The organism is Roseivirga pacifica (assembly GCF_900111145.1).
Lineage (GTDB): Bacteria > Bacteroidota > Bacteroidia > Cytophagales > Cyclobacteriaceae > Roseivirga > Roseivirga pacifica.
The window spans coordinates 1-12,752 of record NZ_FOIR01000006.1 but is presented as its reverse complement, the minus strand read 5'-3'; the positions used below and the strand labels follow the sequence as shown (position 1 = coordinate 12,752).

Below are 12,752 nucleotides of genomic sequence, written 5' to 3'. Positions count from 1 at the left end.
TTCATAGTTAAGGTTGATTTGGTGGCTCCCGGGGTGGTTCCCGGGAGCATTTTTTTTGACGTTTTTTAAGAAACAAAAAGAACGAAGCACTCACAAATCGGGTTATAAATTAGATGCATATTCCACTCCTAGTAAAGCTCCTTATTCTACTGTTTTTAGCTTGGCTCGATGTTTACGCATATCAGGCTACTAAAACCCTTTTAAAGCAAAAAGACAGGCGTTTTGCCAAGTGGGTAAAATGGGTATACCTAGCCCAAGGCATTGTTATGTTTGGCCTTTCTACCTACCTGTTCTTCGTTCAAAGAGGAACGGTTTCCTTTATGTTTTTGCTAAGCATTGTTTTCATGAGCTACGCTGCTAAGCTTTTGGCCGTACTCTTTGTGTTTCTGGATGATATTAGGCGTGTGCTCATATGGTTTTTTCAGGGTAGAAAAAGACGATATGAAAAACGTGTGGAACGTGGTCAGAAAATGCCTCGTTCTAAATTTTTGGCCAGAAGTGCCGTTGCTGTAGCCACACTGCCCGTTGTTACCATGAGCTTTGGTATTGTAAAAGGAGCTTATGATTACAGGGTGAGAAGAAGGAGGGTTTACCTACCAAACTTACCGAAGGCATTTGAGGGAATGAAGGTGGCGCAGCTTTCCGATATTCATAGTGGTAGTTTTTTTGATAAAACGGCTGTACAAGGTGGTATAGATTTACTGCATGCTGAAAAGCCAGATGTGATCTTTTTTACGGGAGACCTTGTAAACAACCAGACAAAGGAAGTAAGCGATTACATGGATATGTTCTCCAAGCTAAAGGCCGATTTTGGGGTTTACTCCACACTTGGTAACCACGATTATGGAGATTACATGCAGTGGTCATCGCATGCTGCTAAGCGCAATAACCTGGAAGATATGATTAAGGTTCATGAGCGCATGGGGTGGAGGCTACTGATGAATGAAAATGAAACCCTAAAAACAGGCACTGACCAGATAGCTGTAATTGGTGTTGAGAACTGGGGCGCGGGGCGCTTTGCCAAATACGGTCAGTTGGATAAGGCCGCTATGGGTGCGGAAGGTGATGTGAAATTGTTGCTTTCTCACGACCCAAGCCATTGGGATGCCCAAGTGCGCTCGCAACAGCCAGATATAGACCTAATGTTTGCTGGCCATACCCACGGTATGCAATTGGGTGTTGAAATTGGCGATTGGCGCTGGAGCCCGTCAAAGTACATGTACAAGCAGTGGGCCGATCTATACAAAGAGGGAAATCAGTACCTTTATGTTAATCGCGGTTATGGCTTCTTAGGCTTCCCCGGTCGCATAGGGATCTTACCTGAAATTACCGTTCTAGAGCTTACTTCAAGGCCGCTAGCTTAAGCAATCTCTCCAGAGCCTATTAGCTCATTATCATCGTACCAAGCCACAAATTGGCCAGGAGCAATGCCTTTCTGATAGTTATCGAAGATAACGTATAGGCCATCAGGCTCGCAAAATATTTCAGCACCCTCAAGTGGTTGTCTGTAGCGAATACGGCTCATGTAGCGTTTGCTTTCACCTACATTTAATGCCAAGTCTTCACGTACCCAATGCACTTCTTCGTTCGGTACAAAAAGCCCTTTTCGTAAAAGCCCTGGGTGGTTTTCGCCTTGCCCCGTATAAATTACGTTGGCATCCGTATCTTTTTCTATTACAAAAAGTGGCTCCGGTGTGCCGCCCACGCCAAGGCCTTTGCGCTGGCCAATGGTGTAATAGTGCGCTCCATTATGTTCGCCAACCAATTTGCCATCGGTAGGTGTATAATCGTATGGTTGCGTTAAGAACTCCAGTTCTTCGCGCTTTGTCGCAAATTGCTGGTCGCCATTCAGGGCAAAGTTTGCGAAGTTGGTAGCATCGCTGGTTAACTCGCGTATCTCGCCTTTTTTAGGAGATAGCTGTTGCTGCAAAAAGTCTGGTAAACGTACCTTTCCGATAAAGCAGAGGCCTTGAGAATCCTTCTTTTCGGCTGTAATCAAATCTGCTTCTTTGGCAATGGCACGTACTTCTGGCTTTTGTAAATGGCCAATAGGGAATAGCGCTCTACCAAGTTGTTCTTGATTTAGCTGACAAAGGAAGTAACTCTGGTCTTTGTTAGGGTCTGCGCCAGCCAATAATCTGTGTACCTCTTTACCATCTTTTATAATGGTTTCTTTCTGCACGTAGTGGCCAGTTGCTACATAATCGGCTTTTAGCTTTAATGCCGCTTTTAGGAAAATGTCGAATTTAACCTCTCGGTTACAAAGAATATCCGGGTTAGGTGTTCTGCCTTTTTCATACTCTCTAAACATGTAGTCTACAATACGCTCTTTGTACTGCTCGCTTAAGTCGATTACATGAAAAGGAATGCCAAGTTTTTCGGCTACAGCTAGGGCATCGTTGCTATCTTCTACCCAAGGGCATTCTTCAGAAATAATTACAGAATCGTCTACCCAATTGCGCATGAACATACCGATTACTTCGTAACCTTGCTCAAGCAACAGGTGTGCGGTAACACTTGAATCAACTCCTCCAGAAAGACCAACAACTACTCTTTTGCTCATTTTATTCTCCTCCAATAGGTTCGGATAACAACGTTTCTGCAAAAATAGTTGAATTCATTCAAACAAAATGAATTAGCCTAGCGATACTCCGGATTTTCAAAGTTCCAGCGGTTGCCGTTGTCCCATTCTTTGCGCGAGTTGCCATATGCGGGGTAGCCATTCTTTTCCTTCAGCATTTTGGCCAAATGAAGCAGGTTGTAGGTCATGAAGGTGGTGTTTCGGTTGGTGAAGTCATTCTCCTGAGCGCCAGATTCCTTATCCAGATAACTTGGTCCTGGCCCCACTTCTCCGATCCAGCCTGCATCGGCTTGGGGTGGTATGGAGTAGCCAATGTGCTGTAGTGCATATAAAATCCCCATGGCGCAATGTTTAACGCCATCTTCGTTGCCAGTAATAATGCAGCCGCCTACTTTGCCGTAGTAAAGGTATTGGCCTTTGTTGTTTTGCTTTCCGCTCATGCTGTATAGCCGCTCAATAAGCTTTTGTGCTTCAGAAGATTTTTCGCCTAGCCAAATGGGGGTACCGATAATGAGGATGTCTGCGGAAAAAATACGCTCGAACAGGGTAGGCCACTCGTCTTTCTCCCAACCATGTGCTGTCATGTTGGGATATACACCTGAAGCTACTGCATGATCTATTAATCTTAGTTCTTCAACCTGCACACCTTCTTTGCGCATTATGTTTTTAGAAACCTCCATAAGGCCTGCGGTGTGGCTTTTTTCTGGTGTTTTTTTCAATGTACAGTTAACATACATTGCTTTTAGTTGAGAGAAGTCCTGTTTTTCCATGATCTGAATGTTATGCCTAATTAAACAACGGGCGAGAACTCAACAATTGTTTTGAAAAATGTGAATCTACATTGTTGGTAGTGAAGTCAACAATAGCAGGGACTTGGTTCAATAGGGCTATAAACGAAAAAAGCAGCCCAAATTGAGCTGCTTTTTTACAAGTTAAGGTTGGTTTTATTTCTTCTTGATGTCGATAACCGGTTTGGTTTTGTCAACGCCAGGAGTTCTGTTTAAGAACTCATCGTATAGTCTGATTTGACGAGAAGTCATTGGGATTTTGTAGCCATCAATGAACAAGTCAGTGATTTTGCTAGCTGTTTCAAATGGATCGCCAGTAGAAACAAATACGTTGGCTTTTTTACCTACTTCAATTGAGCCAATTTGGTCAGAAACACCTAGTATTTCGGCAGCATTAATAGTAATAGCTTTTAATGCTTCTTCTCTACCCATACCATATGAGGCTGCGAAACCAGCGTGGTATGGTAGGTTACGGCTATTTTCAGCATCCATAGTTCTAATGGCTACCTTAACACCTGCTTTTTGCAATACACCGGGGTTGGCGTAAGCCACATCGTAACGGTCCGAAGCACGTGTTGGAATTGCTTGAACAGGCCCTGCGATAACCGGAAGACCAGACTTAGCAATTTCCTCAGCTACTCTCCAGCCTTCAGAAACGCCTGTTAGAATTACTTTTTTGTAACCTCTTTCCTTCACCCAGTCAAGTGCGCTTAGAATATCGTTGGCAGCATTCACTTCAATGAAAAGAGACATTTCGCCTTTAACAACTGGTACCAAAGCTTCTATTTCTGGGTAAGAACTTAAGTCCTCAAGTTCAGCGTAAAGTTCGGCTTTGTCCCAAGCATCGTTCACAGTTTTAAAAGCTCTTTCAAGTGCTTTCTTTTTCTGCTCTTCGTTCATTCTGCGTGCTCTCCAGCCTGTTGGGCTAGAAGGGAAATTCATAACGATACCTTTTGAACCAGCAGACATTTGGTCTGGCGTATAGCCAAATAGGTTGATGGCAGCCGCAGTACCTGGTAGCACACCGCCCTGAGGCATTGTCCATACCGTGGTAATACCACTTACTCTGGTAACCGGAATTACAACTGAGTTAGGGTTTACTGCGCTAAGCGCTTGCATTTGCGGTGTAAGCGTACCGTGCTCTCTAAAGTCATTTGCTTCTGCAATACTTCCGATTTCGGCTAAACCTACACGCGTACCACTATCAATCATACCTGGGTAAATTTCTTTACCCTTACAGTCAATTACTTCTGCATCGGCAGGAATATTTACGTTGGCACCTACAGCTTCAATAATTCCATTGCTAATTAGCAATGTACCGTTTTCGATTATACCATTGGTTACGGTATAAATTTTAGCATTGGTAAGGGCGAACTTACCGCTGCGGGCCTTCAACACCTGATCATCCTCTTGGCCAAATGACAAAAGAGGAACCATCATTACGATGAGGGTAGCCATTAATAAGCTTTTTAATAATTTCATTTTTTATCTTTTTGACGTTGAGAATAATTCTTCAAAACTCAAAGCGCCTTCCATACACCTGTGCATGTCGTGTCTATCGAAGATAGTTACTTCTTCAATATTAGACTCTGGGTTGATGTAAATACGCTGATCTGCTTTATCGTTTTCTCTATCGAAGTACTTCACTCCATCTACAAACGTCATCATTGGGATGGCGTAAACAGATAGCGGGTGACCTTCGAAAATAGCGATGTCTGCATCTTTTCCTTCTTCCAAAGAACCAACTCGGTTATCAACACCTAGTTGCTTGGCAGGGTTTAAAGTTACAAGTGCAAGTGCTTCATCGTCAGATAAGTCACCGTATTTTTGAGTTTTAGCAGCTTCGTGGAAAAGGTGTCTGATCAACTCTCCTGAATCGGAGTTGATTGATGTAAGTACACCGTTTTCTGTAAGAATGGCCGCATTGTAGGCTGTAGAGTAGTAAACCTCAAGCTTATATGCCCACCAGTCTGCAAATACAGATGCTGTAGCACCAAATGCAGCAAGCTCAGGGGCTACTTTGTAGGCCTCGTTGGCGTGCTGGAAGTTGATTCTATCGATACCGAAATCGCTGAATACTTTTAAAAGCATGTAGATTTCGTCTGCACGGTAAGAGTGGCAGTTCACCCAAACTTCTCCTTCAAGAATATCTACCAAAGTTTCCATTCTCAAATCGTACTCTGGGGCAACTTTTCTGGCGCTTTTATTCGCGTTGTAAGCGTCCCACTTTTTCTTGTACTCTTGCGCTTGCGTGAATGAGTTTCTCAACATCATTTCCACACCCATACGGCTTTGAGGCTGAATACCTCTTGCACGACCACCACGTGTTGGGTTTTCTCCCAGCGCGAACTTGATGGTTCTTGGAGCTCCCTCAAAACGAAGGTCGTCAGGATTGGTACTGCCGTAACGTAACTTCATGGTTTCGTTCTGGCCACCGATTACGTTGGCAGAACCGTGCATTAAGTGAATGGAAGTAACACCACCTGCTAGTGCACGGTAGATCGAAACATCCATTGGGTCTACCACATCTTCCATGCTTACTTCGGCAGTTACTTGGCTGGTACCCTCGTTAATTGCAGAACCTGCAATGTGTGAGTGAGCATCAATAATACCTGGCATTACAAACTTACCAGTGGCATCTATTTCCTGTACACCTCTTGGGGTACGAATTCCCTTACCAATTTTAGTAATCTTCCCATCTCTCACCAACACATCGGTGTTCTCCAATGTACCATTGGTTACGGTAAGTACCGTTCCGTTCTTAATAAGAACGTCTCCTTTTGGGGTTTGAGCCCACGCTGTGCCAATAAAGCAGAAGAGGGCTAGTAGTGTATATAGTTTTTTCATCGTTCTCATTACTTTCCGTCTTTAGTAGCGCTAATAGGCGTTGAAAAATCGAACTGGTCTACTGTAATGGTGCCATCGAAAGTGCTACCGGTAACGGCACCCGTAACGTTTAGTACAATGCTTTGTCCGCCTGCATCAAACTCTAGGTTAAACGAAAGTTCTCCATTTCTAAAAGATACATCTCTAAGGTCTGAGTCTGGCTGACCATCGTTAAATGTCATTACACCAGTATAACCACCGTCTATTTTAGAGAATACAAATGTGCCTTCAGAAACTCCTTGAGGGCTTTCGAAGCTGTAGTTCCAAGTACCAGCAAGTGCATCGCCACTTGCATCGGCTGAACTATTACCACCTTTTTTAGCCTCTTTCTTTTCGTACTCATACTTTTCGCCATCAACGAACATGTATCGTACTTGTGAGTCTTTGGTAAAATAAGGAGCGCTTGTAACCATAAGGTTGGCCACTTTGCCTGTTTGCACCGTGCCCGCTATTTGGCTAATGCCTAATATGTCGGCAGCATTGGTTGTAAGTGCAGCTAATGCGGCATCTTCAGACAAACCGTGCTCAATCATTGTGGTTAAGTTTTTCTTAAGGTCGCCACCACGAATGCCTTTGGCAGAAAAGCCAAACTTAATACCGGCTTTCTCTAGCTCGGCAGCTTGACCTACGTGTAGGTTATAAAACTCCATTCTTCTTGCTTCTAAAGCTTCAACCTCTTCCGAAATGTCGTCACCTTCTTTAGCGTTTTTAGGCTCTTTAGGTAGGTCGAGTGACAAGAAGATTGGCGTGTTTGTAGACTTTAGTTCGTCAATTAATGTCCATGATTGCTCTACACCAGCTACAATTAGTTTAAAACCTAAGTCCCTCTGAAGTCTCATGGCGCGTCTTACTTCTAGCATGCCGTCCACATCGAACATAACAGACTTGTCTTTTGTAAGTACCGGGTAGAAAGCCATAGAAACCCTGTCGTTAGTTGGTCTTGGTAAACCTGAAGGGTTTTCGGCAAACATGTCTGCGTGAGACTTATCGTTTACTGCATTAGTGTATAGATTTCTCCACTTGGCCATCATACCCAAGATATTGCCTGGGTATGCACCAGGAGCTCCTACCCATTGTGCGTAAAGCGCGTTGTCTTTTTCCAGCACCAACTCATCTACATGGTCGGCATCTTTTAGTATAATTAGCGATGTGCTGCCTGGTAGCATTCTGCCGTAAGGAGCAGCATTCGAAATACCAAAGCCAGCTTCGCGCATTTGGGCAATGGCACTGCTTTCAATGCTTAGTTGGTCTACCACACTTCTTTCTGGTGTAATACCCGCATAGTCGTTTGGCGGGTCTGGTGTAAACAGGTCGCGAGGACGCTCAGGATTGTCTGGTCTTTCAGCCCCAGTGTTGCTCATGCCGTCAATAAATGCTGCATAAACATAAAGTCCGCTGGCGTCAATTACTTGTGCATCGGCAGGAATAGAAACATTCGAGCCAACGCCCATAATAAGGCCGTTTTTTACAACAACAGTAGCGTTGGTTAGTTGGCTGCCCGGAGCGGTAACAACGGTGGCATTTGTCAATGCATAGGTGCTTGTAACCGCAGACTCCCCAGATGGGTCGCTTTGGGCAAAGGCCACAACATGACTCATGCATAGCACTAACAAAACCGCCAGTTGAAAACGTATTTTGTTCAATTTCATATTTAAGTTTTTAGCTATGGTTAATTCAAGCAGATAATATATGAGAAAGCCTCTGCTATTTCAAAGCCAAATATGGGAGTGGTTAGATTTTGATTCTGAGGGTTGAGAAAGCTTTACTTGTTTCGGTTTTTTTTATACCTTATTAGCGTTCCAAGTCCCCCAACCAAGCATATTCAAGCTGTAATAAAACCCTAACGTGAAGTGTGTAAATGAATTACAGTTTAAAGATTACGAAAATATTCATTCTATCTCTTTTGGTAACTGCTTACCAAAACTCACTTTGTGCTTTTCAAAAAGAACCAGATGTTGAGTTAAAAGCCAGGTACGATTCGTTAAACGAAGATTTTAACAGGTATTTTTTTTCGAGCACTCCGAGTTTGAGTGCCGAAGAGTTCGGTCTTTCATTTATCAGTGAGGCTGATCGTTTAATGAAGGATGTGGATAAGCATGAAAGGCCCGATCTTTATTTTTCTGTTAAGGATATAGTTTACTATTACTACACTTTTCAGAAAGACACTATTATGTCTTTCACTGTTCTCAACGAGATGATTCGTGAATCTAAGGAGCTTGGACTGCCAAGGGTTGAGGTAAATACATTGAATAAGAAAGGAGTGGAGTACATGGTGTTAGATGCGCACGATTCGGCACTCAGTAATTTCAACAAAGCAGTTTATTTGGCAAGACAAAATGGGTTTGAAGAGCTTTTGGGGTATACCTATAACTCAATGGCGATTGTTTACCAGAAGATGTTTGATTTTCAAGGGGCTATGAGAAAATTTCACCAAGCCCTTATATACCTAAGTCCTAAAAAGAATTTAGGTATGGTAGCGGTTGTACATGGTAATCTAGGGGGGATTCACAGTTACCTACAAAATGGGGATAGTGTGATCTATTATGCTGATAAACTTCAGGCCTTAAATAAACAGTTGAATTCGGATAGGCATACTTCAGAGGCTTTAGGGTTGTTTATGGCGGGATCTTACTTGATTAAGAACTATAAGCAAGCTTTAGCATATGCCGATAGCGTGGCGGGAATGATTGAAAATGGGCGTTATACGGGAGCGCTGTATAATGCAAAGTACTATTTGTCTAAAACTATGTTTGAGTTGGGTGATAGGGATGCAGCATACGCGTTGGCCAAGGAGGCGGTTGATCTCGTGCATGCAAATGGATATACGCGTGGAGAAATCCAATATGTAAGGTGGTTGATTGAATTGGATAAGCATTTTGGTGAGTATGAGATTGCCTTAAATCGTTCAGAGCTTCTTGCGGGGGTTTTAGATAGTCTGAATAGCTTGAGAAGTGAACAAAGGTTACAGCTTTTGCTGATTAATAATGAACTTGAGAATAGGGATAAGGATATAACTGCGCTAAATACTCACTTGCGAATAGATGAGCAGCGTATTTATTATCAGAACTTGTTAATCGTTTTGGGAGGTTTGTTTTCGGTGCTTTTGTTTACTGCATTTTTTGTCTTTTATAGGCGTAGAGTGACCTTGCAAAGGGTGTTGGCAAAAGAGGCGCAGAGTAGGCTGTTGTTGTCTCAATTAGAGCCTCATTTTGTATTCAATGCCATGGCATCTATTCAGTATTACCTACTGGAGGGAAATAATGTCAATCTCGCTTTGGGTTACCTTCAGAAGTTTTCAAGGTTGATCAGGAAGGTGTTGGAGAGTACCAGGAGTAACCTGATTTCTTTACAAGATGAATTAGATACACTTAACTTCTATTTGGAGGTTCATCAACAACGATTGAATCACTCTTTTACATTCTATTTTGAAGTTGACTTAGAGGATGACGACTACTCGTTGCTTATCCCTCCTATGTTTGTTCAGCCGTTTATTGAAAATGCAATAGAATATGGTGTGAAAGGTAGTGGGAAAAATGAGATAATCGTAGGGTTTTGTCAGGAAGGCGACATGCTAATTGTGACAATTGACGATAATGGTCCTGGCCTTGGGAATAGCCATGTGAAAAGTAAGGATCATAGGTCTCAGGCCACGCAAATTACTCTTGAAAGAATTGACGTACTCAAAAAACTGCATAAGCGAGAAGCGAGCTTTTCTGTTGTGAATCGTCAGGATAATGAGGGCGTTGTTACAGGGGTGAGAGTACAACTTAAATTACCAATTTTTAATAATCCGATATGAAGGCAGTAGTAGTAGATGATGATGAGAAGTGTATTTCGGTGGTTAGTTCTTTGTTAGAAATTTATTGCCCAGAAGTGAACTTGGTCGGCAAAGCAAATTCGGTTGCTACCGGGGTTTCATTAATTCACGACCTAAACCCTGATATAGCATTTTTGGATGTTGAGATGTCTGATGGTACAGGTATCGAACTTGTGGAAAAACTGAATGGTGTAAATACCAAGATTGTATTTGTAACTGGATATGACAAATATGCGATCAATGCTTTTCAGTTAAGTGCGGTTGACTATTTACTAAAACCAGTTGATGCGGATGGTCTGGTGAGTGCAGTGGAGAAGTGCCAGATGCAAATGGGCTTAGATTTTAACAGGCAGCAGATTGAGTATTTGAAAGCAAGCTATGAGAGGCCATTGACAGAAGTGAATAAGATTGTTTTGAGTGACAATGAGAGTATTCACTTTGTAAAGGTTGAGAATATACTTTGGTGTGAAGCAAGCGGTGGTTATACAAATTTCAAGTTGGCAGACGGGCAGAGTATACTGGTTTCAAAAAATTTAAGGATTTATCAAGATATACTTCCGAAGAGTATGTTTTTCCGTTCGCATAATTCTTACCTGATAAATGTTGTGCAAGTAGCGCGCTTTAATCGCTATGATGGAAGTGTAATAATGGTGGACAACAGCAGTTTACCTGTTGCGATCCGCAAAAAAGAAGCTTTATTAGAGAGGCTGCGTTTGCAGTAGTACTTTACACTTATAAAAGATTTGTCGACAGTTATCAAATACTTGTTGACGTCTATTTGTTTTTAAAAATCCCGAGCTAAGGGTTTGGTAGATTCGCTTTAGTAATCAACCAAACCCTTAGCTTTTTTATGCTCAATCTAAGAATTGATGTGCCTGAGCGGCAAGATAATACCCACCACTTACCAAGCATTCTTACTTCTGAATATGCTGGTGCTTTACTAATCAATCTCTCAATGCTTAACCTTCATTCCTTAGTCCCTAATGCGCTTTAGGGGCTTTGGATGTATTTAACCTGGTTAAAAATATTAGGAAAGAATTAAAGTGTGTATGGAAAAGGCAATTCGTCAATTTGTGTTTTTACTGGTGTTAATAACTGCGCTGCCACAGGTAACTAATGCTGGGATATTGAGTACTTTAGGTCTAAAATCTTTGGTGCCAGTAATGACATTTATGCAGCCTACTCCTCCTCCTGGGCTGCCTTCTGCCCCGTGCAGGACTTATTCTGTATATGTTACCCACAGGCATATTGGTGTTCCGTGTAATGATGTGAACTACGTAGTAAATCACGGTGGTACTCAGATCTCGGCAAACTTAGATCAAAGTGTAGACCCGAGTACTTCCGATTATACCTATAACTCGTTTCATTGGAAAAAACTGGCCACAGGTGTTATAACTGACGCTTCAGGACAATTTACTGTTAGAATGCGTCCGAGTGTTGCGGCAACTACCTGTGCGTCAGGTTATATTTTGGCAGACGCAATTATGATAGTTGATGACTTGGGTAGAAAATATGTAATAGATGATACGCAAGGAAATGCCGTTGTGGCTTCAGGGTCTGGGTCATGGACTACGGAGACGAGAGCCGATGATTATAACGGACAGGCGACTTTTGTAACAAAGGCTACGGCCAACGGTGGTAATTTTTATTTCGACTGGACTTTTGATGCAGCTAACTATTTTACGGATCTCGATGGTGATGGTATTTATGATGATTGCGATATAGATGATGACAATGATGGAGTGCTGGATGCAGATGAAATTACTTTAGGTAAAATTGCGAATCCTTTTACCAGTTTAGAGCAGGCAAGAGCAAATGTGTTTAAAGCTGGCAGGTACTATTTTAACCTTTCTGGAAATAAATTCTCAACCTATGTAAATGAAGCAGGTTATGTGTTAGTAGCAGTAGACTATGGAGATGGCACAGGTGCGTTGGCTACCTCTACAAAGTTAGGGCTAACCAAGGCCACTTATGGGCGGGGAATTCTTAATACTACCACTTTGGCCGCTTTGGGTACTGTTTCTGAACTGAGGATTTCTACTAACTCCACAAGTGCTGGGGGGGTAGATGTAACCACATCAAATAGTACCCTTATTAATCGAGTTAAAGCCAATCAATCATTACATAGGGGAACCGCAGATAATGCCATTAATGAAAACTGGTCAGGCATAAATCAGGCTTATCTAAGGGCGGATGCAACGTCAACCACTTCGACAGCAAATGATCTAAGTAATAACATTATCCACCCTTCAGGGAATGGTAGTGCCTTGACGTGGATTCCCGCCTCTAATTACCAAAGGGTGCGTTGGGGTTCAGGAGAAATAGCTAATGATAAATACATGGCACTTTGGGTTCGTGGGAATACATCAGGTGTAACTCAAGATTCTGATAATGATGGCACGCCTAATCACAGGGATTTAGATAGTGATGATGATGGTTGTAGTGATGCTTTTGAGGCTGGAGCTACTACTGATACTACTACGGATTATCAATTTACTGCAACGCCTGATGCTAATGAAAACGGTTTAAACGATAATGTTGAAAATGGTACTACGGGAAACATCAATTACACCAGCACTTATGCTCACTATGCGCTGAATGAGGATATAAAAGCTTGTTTGGACTCAGATGGAGATAATGTGCCTGACTTAATTGATTTGGATGACGACAATGACGGTGT

Annotated in this window: 10 protein-coding genes; 5 read left to right on the top strand and 5 right to left on the bottom strand. The window is 42.4% G+C overall.

The features are described 5' to 3' along the window. Window positions 1-113: 113 nt before the first annotated feature. Window positions 114-1,364, top strand: coding sequence for a metallophosphoesterase (locus tag BMW98_RS19765; RefSeq protein WP_090261164.1), 1,251 nt, complete (start codon window positions 114-116; stop codon window positions 1,362-1,364). Here BMW98_RS19765 and mnmA read toward each other — a convergent pair. From mnmA to BMW98_RS19740, 5 genes are all read right to left on the bottom strand, one after another. Beyond that, window positions 1,361-2,563 (bottom strand): tRNA 2-thiouridine(34) synthase MnmA, encoded by a 1,203-nt coding sequence (gene mnmA / locus BMW98_RS19760; protein ID WP_090261162.1) that lies wholly within the window; start codon window positions 2,561-2,563, stop codon window positions 1,361-1,363. The two genes, BMW98_RS19765 and mnmA, sit on opposite strands and share 4 nt — an antisense overlap. Before the next feature lie 77 nt (window positions 2,564-2,640). Beyond that, window positions 2,641-3,351 carry a flavodoxin family protein gene (locus BMW98_RS19755; protein ID WP_090261160.1) on the bottom strand — a complete coding sequence of 237 codons (711 nt, stop codon included), beginning with the start codon at window positions 3,349-3,351 and terminating at the stop codon, window positions 2,641-2,643. Window positions 3,352-3,525: 174 nt separating this feature from the next. Then, entirely contained in the window at window positions 3,526-4,851 is a 1,326-nt protein-coding gene (locus BMW98_RS19750) for an amidohydrolase family protein (protein ID WP_090261158.1), read from the bottom strand. Window positions 4,852-4,854: 3 nt separating this feature from the next. Then, the gene (locus tag BMW98_RS19745) at window positions 4,855-6,216 is read right to left on the bottom strand and encodes an amidohydrolase (RefSeq protein WP_090261340.1); all 1,362 of its coding nucleotides are present in this window, start codon (window positions 6,214-6,216) and stop codon (window positions 4,855-4,857) included. An 8-nt stretch (window positions 6,217-6,224) separates the two neighbouring features. After that, on the bottom strand, window positions 6,225-7,904 hold the full coding sequence (locus BMW98_RS19740) for an amidohydrolase family protein (protein WP_121505205.1): 1,680 nt from the start codon (window positions 7,902-7,904) through the stop codon (window positions 6,225-6,227). Window positions 7,905-8,113: 209 nt separating this feature from the next. On the opposite strand from BMW98_RS19740, the gene BMW98_RS19735 reads away from it, so the two are divergent. From BMW98_RS19735 to BMW98_RS19725, 4 genes are all read left to right on the top strand, one after another. Further along, window positions 8,114-10,054, top strand: a complete 1,941-nt coding sequence (locus BMW98_RS19735; protein WP_090261154.1) for a tetratricopeptide repeat-containing sensor histidine kinase — start codon at window positions 8,114-8,116, stop codon at window positions 10,052-10,054. Continuing rightward, window positions 10,051-10,794: a LytR/AlgR family response regulator transcription factor gene (locus BMW98_RS19730; protein ID WP_090261152.1), complete on the top strand. Its 744-nt coding sequence runs from the start codon at window positions 10,051-10,053 to the stop codon at window positions 10,792-10,794. The genes BMW98_RS19735 and BMW98_RS19730 overlap by 4 nt, the downstream gene beginning before the upstream one ends. 128 nt (window positions 10,795-10,922) lie before the next feature. Then, window positions 10,923-11,066 (top strand): hypothetical protein, encoded by a 144-nt coding sequence (locus tag BMW98_RS20530; RefSeq protein WP_162844603.1) that lies wholly within the window; start codon window positions 10,923-10,925, stop codon window positions 11,064-11,066. Between the two features lie 55 nt (window positions 11,067-11,121). Beyond that, window positions 11,122-12,752 (top strand): hypothetical protein (locus BMW98_RS19725; RefSeq protein ID WP_222843685.1); only part of this gene is annotated, 1,631 nt, incomplete at its 3' end.